This window comes from Streptomyces triticisoli, from assembly GCF_003270085.1.
Lineage (GTDB): Bacteria > Actinomycetota > Actinomycetes > Streptomycetales > Streptomycetaceae > Streptomyces > Streptomyces triticisoli.
Genome location: NZ_QFDQ01000274.1, coordinates 15,785 through 30,497, shown reverse-complemented (window position 1 = coordinate 30,497; position 14,713 = coordinate 15,785). Strand labels below are relative to the sequence as shown.

Genomic DNA, 14,713 nt, shown 5'->3' with positions numbered 1-14,713 from the left:
GGGCTCCGCCCGGACGCGCGCCCGGCGTCCCCGGGGCACCCGGCGGCGGAGGCGTGGTCGAGCCACCCCGCCCACGGCGCGGCGGAGGCGGCGCCTTGCTCGTCGCGGCGTCGGCGATGTCACCCGCGTGGGGCGCCGGCGGCCGCGCCGGACCGGCCGAACCCTGCGGCCCGCCCGAAGCCGGGGACGGAGGAGGCGGGGGCGGAGGCGGAGTCCCGGGGCCCGCCGGGACACCCGGCGCACCGGGGACGCCGGGGATACCGGGGGCGCCGGGCATGCCGGAAGTACCGGGGACGCCGGGGACGCCGGAAGTACCGGGGACGCCGGGGACGCCGGGGACGCCGGGGACGCCGGGGGCACCGGCCCCCTGCGGATAGCCGGCGGCCGGCGCGCCCGGACCGGGCAACGTGCTCGGCGGCACAGGCGGCGGCGCGCTGCCCCGCGGGGCACCAGGCACACCCGCACCCCCCGAGGCACCGCTCCCGCCGCCCCCGTCGGGCTCGTCGACCACCGGCGCCAGCGTCGTACGCGGAAGCCCGCTCCCGCCCGCCATCAGCGCCGTCTTGGCGTCCGGCGCGGCAGCGGGCGGCGGCGGAGTGTCGTCGTCGGTCCCACTCGGCGACGGCGAGTACACCGTGTCCGGCAGCGGCACGGAACGGTCGTCCTCCGCACCCGCGTTGGTGTCCGTCCCGGCCCACGGAGTCGCCCCGACAGGAGCACCCGGCACACCCGGCGTACCCGGCACACCGGACGCACCCGCGCCCGCCACCCCGCCCACCGGAACCCCCGCCTGCGTCTGCGGAAGCGCACCGCCCTCCGTCGCCCCCGACCCGCCCCGCCGGTCCGGAATCCCCAGCTTGTCCGCCGCCTCCTGCAACCACTGAGGCGGACTCAGCAAGAACGACGTCTGATTCAGATCCACCCGCACCGCCGGCGCCGGAACCGCGTCCGCGACCTGCCCCGTACGGCCGTACTCCTCCTCGTACCGGCGGATCACCTCACCCACCGGCAGACCGGGCCACAACGTGGCCTCCCCGCTGTCCCGGGCGATCACCAGCCGCTGCGCACCGCCGTCCAGCCGCGGACCGCCCTCACGGTCCTCCGCCCACACCACGAAACCCAGCTCGAACTCCCGCACCCGCACCTCACGATGCTGGTACGCCGGCACATCCCCGTTGACCCACTCCTCCGCGCGCTCCTGCGCCTGCGCGAACGTCACCATCGCCCGACTCACTCCCCCACCGACGACCCGGAAGACACGGCCACCACACGCGCGAAACCGCCGTCCACCATCAGATTCGCCACTGTCTCCAACTCCGGCGGAGAACCCGCCAGCCGGCACAGAAACGCGTCGAAGTCCTCACCGCACGGCAACAGCAACCGCTCCACCCGCTCCGCCTGCGACCACGCCGGATCCACGTCCCGCACATCGTCGTACGCGCAGAACCACACCGAACCGACCCGCTCGCCCCTCACCTTCACCGCGAGCAGCCCGCCCTGCACGAAAGCGACACCCAGGTAATCCTTCGTCAGGTGATCCCGCAGACACTTGTTGACGTACACCAGGTCATTGACCGCCGCCTCCTCCCGCACCGTGAAGAACGGCTGGTCGATCAGCAGCCCCAACTCCGCGTCCAGCGCCGTCCCCACCGGCGCACAACCACCCGCCGCCTTCAGGAACGACCGGTACGCACCCGGAAGCCGGTACCCCAGATCCTCCTCGACCCCCAGCACCTGCTGCTCCGACACCGCCACACCCGACTTCGGCAACCCGAAGTGCGCCGGCCGCGTCTCCTGCAACGGACGCGTACCCCGCTTCGCCTGATCGACGTTCGCAGTCGCGATCCCACCGTGATGGCGCAACAGCGCCTTCACCTCCACCGGCACCAGCTCCAGACGCCGGCCACCCCCCACGTGATGCCACGTCCAGCCGTGCGGAGTCGCCACACTCGGCACCGTGTCCCACAACTCGTGCCCCGACGCCGCCAGCGCCGCGTTCGCCGACACGTAGTCCGTCAACCGCAGCTCGTCGACCCCGAACCCCGCAGGCGGCTCCGCGATCTCCACCGCGGCCCGCGCATACGGCGAGAAGTCGGGGAAACCACGCTCATCCACCCGTACCCCACCCGGGTGACGAGCGGCCCGGACCGGATCCGGAAAGTGCACGACCTGCCCGGCATAGGCCGCGTTCGGCGGCGCGGCCCGTCCCCCAGCCTGGTCGCCGGGTGGAACCCCCAGCCCGAGCCGGCCTGTCGTCATGGCGGTTGCCCCCTGAGGCACTCTGTACGACCCACGGCGACCGGCTTCCAGCACCGGCCCGCCAAGACCCGTATCCCTACTTCTCTCCAACGCGTCAACCGCGCGCATCGCGGCGTGCCAACAGCCTATGCGGTACGACGACACCGGTCACCGGGCCTCCACCCCGCCCCCACACCACCACCGCCCCCACACGTGACCAGCCGTCACCCCACCGTGACGCACCGCCCCCGACCGGGCGTGTCACACCGCCCCAGCTACCGCAGCGGCAACGCCATTTGGCACTCTGTTTCCCTCGGGGGGATGCACAGGAGGAAAAAACGATCATGAGCGCGACACGGACGGGACCACAGTCACACGCCTCCGGCGACCCGAGAATCGGCTGGAGCAGCACCGAAACCCCCCACGCGCCCACCCTCCACCACCGCCGCGACGGCATACTCCCCACCGTCGCCGCCGCCCTCTCGGTCCGCGGCGCCACCCTCACCGGCACCCCCGCCCGCGGCGAGGAACCCCCCGCCCTCCACCCCCTCGTCCAGGACTTCCTCGACACCCTCACCAGCGCCCAGCGCGACCGCTTCACCGGCCGCTGCGCCGAAACCATCCTCATCTCCCGGCACATCACCACCGCCGACGCCGCCCGCAGCAAACGCGCCGCCCGCAAACCCATGACCAACGGCGAAGCCCGCAAAACCCTCAAACACGCCAAACTCACCACCCGCCGCATCCGCGAGGACGGCGACCCCCTCCACGGCGGCTTCGCCACCCCCTGCCGCACCTGCACCGCCCTCAGCGCCCACTTCGGCGTCCGCATCGTCGACCCCACCGCCCAGAACAGCTGACCCGGCCGACCACCACACCCCCCCCCACCGCACCACCCACGACGAACGAAGGCAGATGCACGCCGACCGCGCCACATCCCCCGAGCTCTCGACTCCTCCCCCATCCCGCTTCGCCGTCCCCGTCGACGCCGCCCTGCGCGCCGCCGGCTGGCAACCCGGACGATGGGACATAAAACAAGCCGAAATCTGGGCCGACACCCTGCGCGACCACACCTCACCCGCCGGCCACCGCCACGCCGTCTTCCCCGCCGCCGTCGAAGCCTGGGCCGAATTCGGCGGCCTGCACATCTCCCCCACCGGCCCCGGCCGCCAGATCGCCCCCGCCGCCCTCCACCTCGACCCCCTGCACGGCCTCCACCTGGCCCGCACCCTCGGCGACCTCGGCCGCGCCCTCGACACCGAGATCAGCCCCCTCGGCACCGAAACCGACACCGACGCCCTGCTCACCATCGACACCGAAGGCCGCGTCTACGCCCTCGACCACACCGGCGACTGGTACCTCGGCCCCGACATCGACCAGGCCCTGACCGCCCTCATCTCCGGCATACAACCGGCACGGCTGACAGCAGGCTGAACAAACCAGAGAGCCGGCCCGCCCCCGGCCCCACGACGCCGGCCTACGACGCCGGAATCACCGCCGACACCCGGAAACCCCCCGCATCCGTCGGCCCCGACACAAACACACCACCCAACGCCACGACCCGCTCCCTCATCCCCACCAGACCGTTCCCACCCGACGGCAACCCCGCCGCAGACGCCGACGCGGACTCCGGCGGCGGCTCGTTCTCCACCTGCATCGCGAACTCCGACGACCGATGCGCCAACCGCACGTACGTCTTCGCCCCCGCCGCATGCTTGTGGACGTTCGTCAACGCCTCCTGCACCACGCGGTACGCCGTCTGCTCCACCTCCGCCGCATACGAACGCACCTCACCCTCCACCGACAGATCCACCGCCATCCCCGCCGCCACCGACTGCCCGACCAACTCGTCCAGCTCCGACAGACACGGACCCTCGGCCCCACCACCGGCCGCCCGGGAAGCCGCCGCAGCCGCGGCCACCCCCACCGCGGCCAACGGCACGGCATCCCGCTCACGGACCTGCGCGGGCACCTGCCCCTCCGTACTGCGCAGCACCCCCAGCATCTCCCGCAACTCGGTCAACGCCTGCCGGCCCATGTCCCCCACCACAGCGGCGTTCCGCACCGCCTTCTCCGGATCCTTCCGGGCCACCGCTTGCAACGCCGCCGCATGCACCACCATCAGACTCACCCGATGCGCGACCACGTCATGCATCTCCCGCGCGATCCGCGTCCGCTCCTCGTTGCGAGCCCACTCGGCCCGCTCCTCCGCCCGCTCCGCGAGCAGCTGCAACTCCCGCTCCAGACTGTCCGCCCGCTCCCGAAGACTCTCCATGAGCCGCCGCCGCGCCCCCACGTACATCCCCAGCAGAAGCGGCGGCGCCGTCAGCCCCAGCGACGTGGTGACCGCGGCGAACGGCACGAACCAGTGCCCGAGCGTCAGATCCCCCCGCGCCATGTCCTGCCGCACCCGCACAAACGTCACGATCATCGTCGCGACCAGGGACATCCCGGCCAGCGCGGCAGTCACCCGGCGCGGCACCTCGCACGCGGCCAGGGTGTAGAGCCCGACGATCGCCAGCAGGAAACCCATCTGGGCCGGCGTGATGGCGATCGCCACCAGCACCACGGCAATCGGCCACCGCCGCCGGACAAGCAGCACGGACCCGGCGAGCACCCCGAACACGACCCCCACGGCCGCCGGAATCCCCGCGTCCCGCGCGAACGGCACCCCCTCGGCCCCGCACTCCAGCGCGGACACCAGCGCAAGGCTCCCGTCGAGCACCGCACCACGCCACCGCGCCCACCACCACGGCCCGGTCGGGACCGTGGTGTGGTCTTCCCCCGTCGTGGTCATACCCCCAGCCTACGGGCGCCCGCCCCGGCTTTTCCGCCGAGTTCCGGGTGCGGGGCCGGACCACACTCCGTAATCGAACGGCAGCGGAACCGGCTGAAATCCCTCGAACCGCTGAACCATCCCCCGTTCGACCCCGGAACCACGCATTCCGCCCGGACGGTATGCCCATGGCACATGCACCAGGCAAGTACGCCGACTTCGAGGGCCTACGGGAGCGGGCGGTCGCGCTGCGGCGGGCAGGACTCAGCCGACGTCAGATCCGCGACCGCCTGCACGTCGACAACAACGACATCCTCAACCGCCTCCTGGAGGGCGAGCCACCCCCGGAGTGGACCAAGCGCCCGAACGCCAAGGACGACCTACGCGACAAGGCACGCGAGCTTCGCCTCCAGGGCTGGACGTACGACCAGATCCAGGTGGAGCTGGGGTGCTCGAAGAGCTCCATCCCACTGTGGGTACGGGACCTGCCGAAGCCGGAGCGCAGGCGGAGCCCGGAGGATGCCTCAGCCATCGCCAGGCGGGGCTGGGAGGCCGCCCTTCAAAGCCGCGAAGAGGAACGCCAGCACACGAAGGCGACCGCCAAGCAAGCAGTCGGCAACCTGTCCGACCGGGAGGTGTTCCTGGCAGGCGTGGTCCTCTACTGGGCCGAGGGCGCCAAGGACAAGTCGTACAGCCGCCGCGAGCGGTTGCAGTTCATCAACAGCGATCCGGACGTCATCAGCTTCTTCCTGCACTGGCTCGACGTGCTTGGCGTGGAACGTGAACGCCTGCGCTTTCGCGTGAGCATCCACGAGTCGGCCGACGTGGCGGACGCCGAGGAGTTCTGGGCCGGGCTGGTGGGCGTGGAGCCCTCCGTACTCCAGAAGGCCACGCTCAAGAAGCACAACCCGAAGACGAGCCGGAAGAACACTTCGGAGGCGTACCGCGGCTGCCTGATCATCTATGTACTCAAGAGCGCCGACTTGTATCGTCGCATGGAAGGCGCCTGGTACGGCATAGTAGAGAGTGCCGCTCGGCGACCTGACTGAATGTCCGGTTTAGTCGAGCTTGTTCCCCCGTGGTGTAATTGGCAAGCACTGTGGCTTTTGGTGCCATCTGTCCGGGTTCGAGTCCTGGCGGGGGAGCTAATCCGGTTCGGGTCCTGGCTGCACAGCCAGGACCCGCTCTCGTCTCCCCCCACCAACCACCCCGGTATCCTGCGGATGTCCACCCCCACCCATCCACAGCCGAAGGGCATCCCGTGAGCGCCATCCGCCCGGCAGCCGTCGTCGTTCTCGCAGCGGGTGAGGGCACCCGTATGAAGTCGGCCACACCGAAGGTCCTGCATGAGATCTGTGGCCGTTCCCTGGTGGGCCATGTGCTCGCCGCCGCGCGCGAGTTGGAGCCGGAGAACCTCGTCGTCGTCGTCGGGCACGCGCGGGAGCAGGTCACCGCGCATCTGGCCGGGGTCGACTCCGAGGTGCGTACCGCTGTTCAGGAGGAGCAGAAGGGCACCGGGCACGCGGTCCGTATGGGGCTGGAGGAGCTCGGCGGGCCCGTCGACGGGACGGTGATCGTCGTCTGCGGGGACACTCCGCTTCTCACCGGTGAGACCCTGCGGAGCCTCGCTGCCACGCACCACGGCGACGGCAACGCCGTCACCGTGCTCACCGCCGAGGTGCCGGACGCGACCGGGTACGGCCGGATCGTGCGGGACGGTGCCACCGGTGCGGTGACCGCGATCGTGGAGCACAAGGACGCGACCGAGGCGCAGCGGGCGGTCCGGGAGATCAACTCGGGGGTGTTCGCGTTCGACGGGCAGTTGTTGGCGGACGCGTTGGGGAAGGTGCGGACGGACAACAGTCAGGGTGAGGAATATCTCACTGATGTGCTCGGGATCCTGCGTGAGGCGGGTCATCGGGTCGGTGCCTGCGTGGCTGGTGATCACCGGGAGATCGCGGGGATCAACAACCGGGTGCAGCTCGCGGAGGCGCGGCGGACTCTCAACGACCGTCTGCTGACGGCCGCCATGCTGTCCGGGGTGACGGTGGTGGATCCGGCGACGACGTGGGTGGATGTGACGGTGACGTTCGAGCAGGACGTCGTGGTGCATCCGGGGACGCAGTTGCAGGGGTCGACGCACCTTGGTGAGGGTTCGGAGGTCGGGCCCAACAGCCGGCTGGCGGACACGCGGGTCGGGGCCGGGGCGCGGGTGGACAACACGGTCTCCGACGGGGCGGTGATCGGTCCGGAGTCGTCCGTGGGTCCGTACGCGTATCTGCGGCCGGGGACGCGGCTGGGGCCGAGGTCCAAGGTGGGGACGTACGTCGAGACGAAGAACGCGTCGATCGGTGAGGGGACGAAGGTTCCGCACCTGTCGTATGTGGGGGACGCGACGATCGGTGAGTACACGAACATCGGTGCCGCGAGTGTGTTCGTGAACTACGACGGGCAGAGCAAGCACCACACGACGGTGGGTTCGCACTGCAGGACCGGTGCGGACAACATGCTTGTGGCGCCTGTCACGATCGGGGACGGTGCTTACACCGCTGCCGGCTCGGTGATCACGAAGGATGTGCCGTCCGGTTCGTTGGCCGTGGCCCGTGGTCAGCAGCGGAATATCGAGGGTTGGGTGGCTCGCAAGCGTCCGGGGAGTGCGGCGGCGAGGGCGGCGGAGGCGGCTGCTTCGAGGGGCGAGGGCGAGGGGTGACCGGAAACGGGTGCGCCAAACACGGCGTACCGTGATAACTGCACACACGTATACCCCACCACGCTCCGATCACCCTCTGAGGAGACACTGCTGTGACCGGGATCAAGACGACCGGCGAGAAGAAGATGATGGTCTTCTCCGGCCGCGCCCACCCCGAGCTTGCCGAGGAAATCGCCCGCGAGCTGGGTATCGAGCTCGTTCCGACGAAGGCGTTCGACTTCGCGAACGGCGAGATCTATGTGCGGTATCAGGAGTCGGCGCGTGGTGCTGACTGTTTCCTGATCCAGAGCCACACTGCTCCGATCAACAAGTGGATCATGGAGCAGTTGATCATGATTGATGCGCTGAAGCGTGCGTCGGCCCGTTCCATCACGGTGATCGTGCCGTTCTACGGTTATGCGCGGCAGGACAAGAAGCACCGGGGGCGTGAGCCGATCTCGGCGCGTCTGATCGCGGACATGATGAAGACGGCCGGTGCGACGCGTATCCTCGCCGTCGATCTGCACACGGACCAGATTCAGGGCTTCTTCGACGGTCCGGTGGACCACCTGTTCGCGCTGCCGCTGCTGGCGGACTACGTGGGCGGCAAGGTGGACCTTTCGAAGCTGACGATCGTGTCTCCGGACGCCGGCCGGGTGCGGGTGGCGGACCGCTGGTGCGACCGGCTGGGTGCGCCGCTGGCGATCGTGCACAAGCGGCGTGACCCGGATGTGGCGAACCAGGTCACGGTGCATGAGGTCGTCGGTGATGTGAAGGGCCGCATTTGTGTCCTGGTGGACGACATGATCGACACCGGTGGCACGATCTGCGCCGCGGCGGACGCACTGTTCGCGCATGGTGCGGAGGACGTGATGGTGACGGCGACGCACGGTGTGCTGTCGGGTCCGGCGGCGGACCGGCTGAAGAATTCGAAGGTGAGCGAGTTCGTGATGACGAACACGCTGCCGACGCCGAACGAGTTGGAGCTGGACAAGGTCAAGGTGTTGTCGATCGCGCCGACGATCGCGCGTGCGGTGCGTGAGGTGTTCGAGGACGGTTCGGTGACGAGCCTGTTCGACGAGCAGTGATGGTCGTTTCGTAGGTCGTTTTGGGTGTGGCCTCCCGCTCCGAGTAGACTGCTGCAGTTGCTCGGCGAGGGAGGCCGTACTCGTTTTCGTGGTACGGCGGTCCGTTATCGACGCGCTCTTCGTAGCAGGCCGTTCGTGGCCGGGTGACTCCGTCCGTTTTTCTTGTGCTTCTACGAGGAGTGAAGAGTATGTCCGAGGTGAAGATCGCCGCTGAGACTCGTACCGAGTTCGGCAAGGGTGCGGCGCGTCGTGTCCGCCGTGAGAACAAGGTTCCCGGTGTGCTGTACGAGCACGGCATGGTGCCGATCCACCTGGCGCTGCCGGGTCACGAGCTGCTGATGGCGCTGCGTACGTCGAACGTTCTGCTGTCGCTGGACATCGACGGCAAGTCGAACGAGCTGGCGATTCCGAAGGCGGTGCAGCGTGACCCGCTGAGGGGTGACCTGGTGCACGTGGACCTGCTGATGGTCAAGCGTGGCGAGCGGGTCGTCGTCGAGATCCCGGTGGTGGCCGAGGGCGAGCTGGCGCCGGGTGGCAACCTGCTGGAGTACGTCCTTTCCACGCTGACGGTGGAGGCCGAGGCCACGACCATCGCGGACCAGCTGACGGTGTCCGTGCAGGGTCTGTCGGCCGGTGCCGCGATCCTGGCGAAGGACATCCCGCTGCCGGAGGGTGTGAAGCTGGCCGTGGAGGAGGACACTCCGGTTCTGCAGATCCTGGCCGCGCAGGCCGAGGAGGTCTCGGAGGAGGAGGAAGGCGAAGAGGCCGTCTGAGTCCGGGCCCGACCGTCGTCGTTTTGCCGGCCGCTGCTTCCCCGGGGGAGCGGCGGCCGGCGCGTATTGAGGAGACGTGGACGTGACGACTGCCGCGAATGCCCCCTGGTTGATCGTCGGCCTGGGCAATCCCGGGCCGGGGTATGCGATGAACCGGCACAACGTGGGGTTCATGGTGGTGGATCTGCTGGCTGATCGGATGGGGGGCCGGTTCAAGCGGGCGGCGAAGGCGCAGGCGCAGGTGGTGGAAGGCCGGCTGGGTTCTCCGGGGCCGGACAGTCGCCGGGTGGTGCTGGTGAAGCCGATGTCGTACATGAACCTGTCGGGTGGGCCGGTGAACGCGTTGCGGGATTTCTACAAGGTGCCGCTCGCGAACGTCGTGGCGGTTCACGACGAGTTGGACATCGACTATGGCGTGCTGCGGTTGAAGCTGGGGGGTGGGGACAACGGTCACAACGGTCTGAAGTCGATGACGAAGGCGATGGGGGCGGGTTACCACCGGGTGCGGTTCGGGATCGGGCGCCCTCCGGGTCGTATGCAGGTGGCGGATTTCGTGCTGAAGGATTTTTCGTCGGCGGAGCGCAAGGAGCTGGACTTCTTCGTGGACCGGGCGGCGGATTCGGTGGAGTGTCTGCTGGCGGAGGGGCTTGAGCGGGCGCAGAGCGCGTACAACTCCTGACTTGTCGCCCGCCGGGTTCCGCTGAAGTTGACCGGTCGTGGAGGTATGGCCAATGATCCCGGCCATGTCTGCCGCCTCCGTCTCTCGTTCCCGTCAGGCCTCGTACGCGGCGCTCCGGTTCGGGCGGGTCGCGGCGACGGGTGTGGTGGCGGCGCTGATTCTGGTCGCGGGGGTGTGGGCGTCGTGGGACACCGCGCCGTACGTGATGCTGACCAAGGGGCGTGAGCTCGGCACGGTCACGGTGGCGGGGTGCGACGGCGATACGTGCGCGGGGCCGTACACGCCGGTCTCGACGGGGTCGACGGCCCGTGAGCGGGTGGTGATCGCCCACACCGTGGCGGTGCGGCAGGGGCGCACGTACAGCGTCGTCGTGAAGCCGGGGACGGATCAGGTGGTGCGCTCGGGTCCGGCCGGGATTCTGTACGCGTGGGCTCCGCTGGGCGGTGCGCTGCTGCTGGCTTCGGTGGTGGTGGCGGGCGGGCTGCGGCGGACCCGGGCGGCGTGGGTGCTGGCGGGGTCGGGGGTGGCGCTGCTGACGGCGGCGTTCCTGGCGTTGTGAGCGGCGTTCCTGGCGGGTCGAGGCGGCTTCGGCGCTCTCCGCATCTGTGCGGCAAGGCAGTGTTGTTGCTCCGTAATTGATTTTGGGTCAGGGCAGGGAGAGACTGAATCACCCCCCACATTTTCCCATCGGTCACTCGCAGATGGACTGACTCATGCGTACCCCCACTCGCGTCGGCGTACTCGCCGCCGCTTGTTCCGTCGCCCTGCTCACCGTCCCGGTCGCCCATGCGGCCCCTCCCGGTGACAACGGCACGGTCAAGATCCACGACGCCTCCACTGACGAGGAGTTGCGTCGCAACGAGCCGCATGTCTGCACCTTCTACCTGGACGCCTTCGTTTTCGACGGTGGCCAGCAGGTGAACTGGCACATCGAGCGGTGGGCCCCGACTGCCGGTGTCAAGGGCGAGACGGTGTTGTCGGACAGCCTCACGCTGGATGCGTCGGGCCATGGCCGTACCGAGGATCTGTCTCTGCCGGACGGCCACTACAAGCTGTTCTGGAATTTCGACGGCCAGAAGGGCAGCGCCAAGCACAAGGTGTTCTGGACGGACTGCGGGGACTCCGCTGAAGGCGGCACGACGCCGTCCGGTGTGCCGTCCGGCACTCCGTCGGCGTCGGTCGTCCCCTCGGCCGAGCCGTCCGAGTCCTCCGGCACGTCCGAGTCCGACGGCGCGTCCGGCACGTCCCCGTCGGCTTCGTCGCCCGCTGCCGCGGTGCCCGAGGCGGCGCCGTCCGCGCAGGGCGCGACCGGTGATCTCGCCGAGACCGGCAACGGCGCCCCGGTGGGCCTGCTGTCCGGTGCGGCCGCCGCGCTGCTCGCCGCGGGTGGCTTCCTGCTGTTCCGCCGCCGCAGGGCCGTCCGCGACTGACGCGGTACCCCTTCATGACACACAGGTGCCCCTGAGCCCCACTGCGAGGCTCAGGGGCACCTGTCGTGTGTCACCGGGGGTCAGCCGGTGTTGCGCAGGCCGGCGGCCACGCCGTTGACGGTGAGGAGCAGGGCCCGGGAGAGCAGCGGGTCGGGTTCCTCGCCGGCTGCCGCGGCGTCGCGTTGCCGCTTGAGCAGGGCGACCTGGAGGTAGGAGATCGGGTCGAGGTAGGCGTCGCGGATGGCGAAGGTCTGCTTCAGGACGGGCTGGTGGTCGAGGAGGTCGCTCTCACCGGTGACGTGGAGCACCTCGCGCACGGTGAGTTCGTGCTCGGCCCGGATGGAGTCGAAGATGTGCCCCAGGTGGTCGGGGACGAGGGTGTCGACGTAGTGCCGGGCGATGCGCAGGTCGGTCTTGGCGAGGGTCATCTCGACGTTGGAGATGAAGTTGCGGAAGAAGTGCCACTGTTCGTGCATCTCGTCGAGCACGGTGTCGAGGCCGGCTTCGCGCAGCGCCTTGAGTCCTGAGCCGACGCCGTACCAGCCGGGGACGATCTGCCGGGACTGGGTCCAGCCGAACACCCAGGGGATGGCGCGCAGTCCGTCGAGGCCGGCGCCGGAGTCGGGGCGGCGGGAGGGGCGGGAGCCGAGGTGGAGGTCGGCGAGCTGGTCGACGGGGGTGGAGGCGAAGAAGTACGCGGGCAGGTCGGGGTCCTCGACCAGGCGCCGGTAGGCGGTGTGGGCGGCGTCGGAGACGACGTCCATGGCGGCGTCCCAGCGGGCGAGGGCTTCGACGGACTGGCGGGGGGCGGTGTGCAGGGCGGAGGCCTGCAGGGTGGCCGCGACGCTCAGTTCGAGGTTCTCCCGGGCGAGGGACGGGATGAGGTACTTGTCGGAGATGACCTCGCCCTGTTCGGTGACCTTGATCTCGCCTTCGAGGGTGCCCCAGGGCTGGGCGAGGATGGCGTCGTGGGTGGGGCCGCCGCCGCGGCCGACGGTGCCGCCGCGGCCGTGGAAGAGGCGGAGGCGTACGCCGTAGCGGTGGGCGACGTCGCGCAGGCGGCGCTGGGCGCGGTGGATCTCCCACTGGCTGGTGGTGATGCCGCCGAACTTGGAGGAGTCGGAGTAGCCGAGCATGACCTCCTGGACGTCTCCCCTGAGGGCGACCAGGCGCCGGTAGGAGGGGTCGGCGAGCATGTCTTCGAGGATGGTGTCGGCGGCCTTGAGTTCGTCGGTGGTCTCCAGGAGCGGCACGATGCCGATCCTGGCCCAGCCGGCGTGCAGGTCGATGAGGCCGGCTTCCCTCGCCAGTACGGTGGCGGCGAAGACGTCGTCGGCGCCCTGGCACATGGAGATGACGTAGGACTCGATGACTTCGGATCCGAAGACTTCCAGGGCCCGCTTGACGGTTTCGAAGACGCCGAGGGTCCTGGCGCCGGCCGGGTCGACGGGGGCCGGGGTGGGGGCGAGGGGCCTCCTGGACCTGAGTTCCTTGGCGAGGAGCTTGGCGCGGTAGTCGCGGGGCATGTCGGCGTAGCGCCAGGTTTCCTCGCCGAGCCGGTCGAAGAGCTGGCCGAGGGCGTGGTGGTGGGCGTCGGCGTGTTCGCGGACGTCCATGGTGGCGAGCTGGAGGCCGAAGGCGGCCAGGGTGCGGATGGTGCGGCCCAGCCGGCCGTCGGCGAACAGGCCGCCGCGGTGTTCGCGCAGGGAGTTCTGGATGATGCGCAGGTCGTGCAGCAGTTCACTGGTGCCGAGGTAGTCGTGGCCGGGCTCGTGGGGGGTGCCGGTGGCCAGGCGCTGCTTGGTGTTGACGAGCTTCTGGCGGATGCAGGTGGCCTTGAGCCGGTAGGGCTCTTCGGCGTTGAGGCGCTTGTAGCGGGGGCTGATCTCGGGCAGCTTCTCCAGGTCGGCCCGGAGGGAGGTCAGCAGTTCGTCGGTGGCGCCGGTGTAGCGGATGGAGTTGGACAGCAGGCCGCGCAGCTCGTCGATCATGTCGAGGGCGTCGTTGATGCCGTGTTCGTGCTGGAGGATCAGCACGTCCCAGGTGACCTGGGGGGTGACGTTGGGGTTGCCGTCGCGGTCGCCGCCGATCCAGGTGCCGAAGGTGAGGGGGCGGGTGTCGTCGGGCAGCTTGACGCCGACGCGTTCCAGTTCGGCGGTGAGGTCCTCCAGGACGTCGCCGACGGCGTCGGCGTGGAGTTCGTCGAGGTAGTAGATGGCGTTGCGGGCCTCGTCGGCGGGTTCGGGGCGGACGACGCGGAGTTCGTCGGTCTGCCAGACGAGGTCGATGTTCTCGGCGAGCCGGGTGTCGTGGCGGCGGCGGTCGGAGGCGGCGACCGGGGTCTCCAGCAGGGCGGCGATGCGGCGGAGCTTGTTGAGGACGGAGCGGCGGGCGGCCTCGGTGGGGTGTGCGGTGAAGACCGGGCGGACGTTGAGGTGCTTCACGGTCTGGCGCAGGTGTTCGGGGTCGGCGTCCTTGAGCCGGTCGGCGGTGCGGGCGATGAGGCCGCCCTCGGCGGCGCGGTGGGCGCGCAGTTCGCGGCCGCGGTGCACCTGTTCGGTGATGTTGGCGAGGTGGAAGTAGGTGGAGAAGGCGCGGACCAGCTTGGCCGCGGTTTCCAGTTCGGTGCCGCGCAGCAGTTCGGCGGCGGCCTCGCCGTCCTCGCGGGTGAGGCGGCGGACCTTCTCGACCAGCTCGAGGAGTTCGGGGCCTTCCTGCCGTACGAGGGTCTCTCCGAGGAGGTCACCCAGTCGGCGGATGTCGGCGCGCAGCTCGCTGCTGGCTGTCGTCTGGTCGTCGGCACTGCTCACAGGTGCGGCTCCTTGCGGGTTGAAGCACGTCTGGGAGGGAACCCGGACGAGTGCCGCGCGGCGGGCTGCCGCATACGGGCCGGGCATCCGGGAAGGAATTTTCTTCAGCGGACCGCGCTGTCCGACCGGCTCCAAGTCTAGGTGTCGGGCGGGACGCGCAGGGCTACGGGCTCTTGCCGCGGGGCGGCACGCTGCCATACTTACGACGCCGTAGGTTACGGAACCGTAGG

General features: G+C 69.9%; 13 protein-coding genes and 1 tRNA gene. 10 read left to right on the top strand and 4 right to left on the bottom strand.

The window, feature by feature from the left end; all coding sequences use genetic code 11:
- Both DEP02_RS31090 and DEP02_RS31085 read right to left on the bottom strand, forming a co-directional pair.
- Window positions 1-1,222: SUKH-4 family immunity protein (locus DEP02_RS31090; protein ID WP_500300185.1), on the bottom strand; the 1,222-nt coding region annotated here is incomplete at its 3' end.
- Between the two features lie 8 nt (window positions 1,223-1,230).
- Window positions 1,231-2,259 carry an SMI1/KNR4 family protein gene (locus DEP02_RS31085; protein ID WP_112471008.1) on the bottom strand — a complete coding sequence of 343 codons (1,029 nt, stop codon included), beginning with the start codon at window positions 2,257-2,259 and terminating at the stop codon, window positions 1,231-1,233.
- Window positions 2,260-2,582: 323 nt separating this feature from the next.
- On the opposite strand from DEP02_RS31085, the gene DEP02_RS31080 reads away from it, so the two are divergent.
- Window positions 2,583-3,098, top strand: a complete 516-nt coding sequence (locus DEP02_RS31080) for a YwqJ-related putative deaminase (protein ID WP_112471007.1) — start codon at window positions 2,583-2,585, stop codon at window positions 3,096-3,098.
- A gap of 55 nt (window positions 3,099-3,153) precedes the next feature.
- Window positions 3,154-3,672, top strand: a complete 519-nt coding sequence (locus tag DEP02_RS31075) for an SUKH-3 domain-containing protein (protein ID WP_112471006.1) — start codon at window positions 3,154-3,156, stop codon at window positions 3,670-3,672.
- Window positions 3,673-3,715: 43 nt separating this feature from the next.
- On the opposite strand, the gene DEP02_RS31070 is transcribed toward DEP02_RS31075, so the two are convergent.
- Complete coding sequence (locus DEP02_RS31070; protein ID WP_112471005.1) at window positions 3,716-5,035, bottom strand: sensor histidine kinase; 1,320 nt, start codon at window positions 5,033-5,035, stop codon at window positions 3,716-3,718.
- Window positions 5,036-5,202: 167 nt separating this feature from the next.
- Here DEP02_RS31070 and DEP02_RS31065 point away from each other — a divergent pair, with 167 nt between their 5' ends.
- The 8 genes from DEP02_RS31065 to DEP02_RS31030 all read left to right on the top strand — a co-directional run bounded on the left by DEP02_RS31065 (window position 5,203) and on the right by DEP02_RS31030 (window position 11,673).
- Entirely contained in the window at window positions 5,203-6,063 is an 861-nt protein-coding gene (locus DEP02_RS31065; RefSeq protein ID WP_112471004.1) for a hypothetical protein, read from the top strand.
- A 23-nt stretch (window positions 6,064-6,086) separates the two neighbouring features.
- Window positions 6,087-6,159 (top strand) — tRNA-Gln (locus DEP02_RS31060).
- Between the two features lie 116 nt (window positions 6,160-6,275).
- Window positions 6,276-7,724, top strand: a complete 1,449-nt coding sequence (glmU, locus tag DEP02_RS31055; RefSeq protein WP_112471003.1) for a bifunctional UDP-N-acetylglucosamine diphosphorylase/glucosamine-1-phosphate N-acetyltransferase GlmU — start codon at window positions 6,276-6,278, stop codon at window positions 7,722-7,724.
- A gap of 92 nt (window positions 7,725-7,816) precedes the next feature.
- The gene (locus DEP02_RS31050) at window positions 7,817-8,791 is read left to right on the top strand and encodes a ribose-phosphate diphosphokinase (RefSeq protein ID WP_112471002.1); all 975 of its coding nucleotides are present in this window, start codon (window positions 7,817-7,819) and stop codon (window positions 8,789-8,791) included.
- A 188-nt stretch (window positions 8,792-8,979) separates the two neighbouring features.
- A complete protein-coding gene (locus DEP02_RS31045) occupies window positions 8,980-9,564 on the top strand; it encodes a 50S ribosomal protein L25/general stress protein Ctc (RefSeq protein ID WP_112471001.1) in 585 nt (194 codons plus the stop codon).
- Between the two features lie 76 nt (window positions 9,565-9,640).
- Entirely contained in the window at window positions 9,641-10,243 is a 603-nt protein-coding gene (pth, locus tag DEP02_RS31040; protein WP_112471000.1) for an aminoacyl-tRNA hydrolase, read from the top strand.
- Window positions 10,244-10,295: 52 nt separating this feature from the next.
- Window positions 10,296-10,802 carry a hypothetical protein gene (locus tag DEP02_RS31035; RefSeq protein ID WP_112470999.1) on the top strand — a complete coding sequence of 169 codons (507 nt, stop codon included), beginning with the start codon at window positions 10,296-10,298 and terminating at the stop codon, window positions 10,800-10,802.
- 154 nt (window positions 10,803-10,956) lie between these two features.
- Window positions 10,957-11,673, top strand: coding sequence for an LPXTG cell wall anchor domain-containing protein (locus tag DEP02_RS31030; RefSeq protein WP_112470998.1), 717 nt, complete (start codon window positions 10,957-10,959; stop codon window positions 11,671-11,673).
- An 80-nt stretch (window positions 11,674-11,753) separates the two neighbouring features.
- On the opposite strand, the gene ppc is transcribed toward DEP02_RS31030, so the two are convergent.
- Window positions 11,754-14,483: a phosphoenolpyruvate carboxylase gene (ppc, locus tag DEP02_RS31025; RefSeq protein ID WP_112470997.1), complete on the bottom strand. Its 2,730-nt coding sequence runs from the start codon at window positions 14,481-14,483 to the stop codon at window positions 11,754-11,756.
- Window positions 14,484-14,713: the final 230 nt, after the last annotated feature.

Bases quoted from the DNA above. Each gene is read 5' to 3' on its own strand.
- DEP02_RS31085 (WP_112471008.1), bottom strand. From the start codon at position 2,259: ATGACGACAGGCCGGCTCGGGCTGGGGGTTCCACCCGGCGACCAGGCT.
- DEP02_RS31080 (WP_112471007.1), top strand. From the start codon at position 2,583: ATGAGCGCGACACGGACGGGACCACAGTCACACGCCTCCGGCGACCCG.
- DEP02_RS31075 (WP_112471006.1), top strand. From the start codon at position 3,154: ATGCACGCCGACCGCGCCACATCCCCCGAGCTCTCGACTCCTCCCCCA.
- DEP02_RS31070 (WP_112471005.1), bottom strand. From the start codon at position 5,035: ATGACCACGACGGGGGAAGACCACACCACGGTCCCGACCGGGCCGTGG.
- DEP02_RS31065 (WP_112471004.1), top strand. From the start codon at position 5,203: ATGGCACATGCACCAGGCAAGTACGCCGACTTCGAGGGCCTACGGGAG.
- DEP02_RS31045 (WP_112471001.1), top strand. From the start codon at position 8,980: ATGTCCGAGGTGAAGATCGCCGCTGAGACTCGTACCGAGTTCGGCAAG.
- DEP02_RS31035 (WP_112470999.1), top strand. From the start codon at position 10,296: ATGATCCCGGCCATGTCTGCCGCCTCCGTCTCTCGTTCCCGTCAGGCC.
- DEP02_RS31030 (WP_112470998.1), top strand. From the start codon at position 10,957: ATGCGTACCCCCACTCGCGTCGGCGTACTCGCCGCCGCTTGTTCCGTC.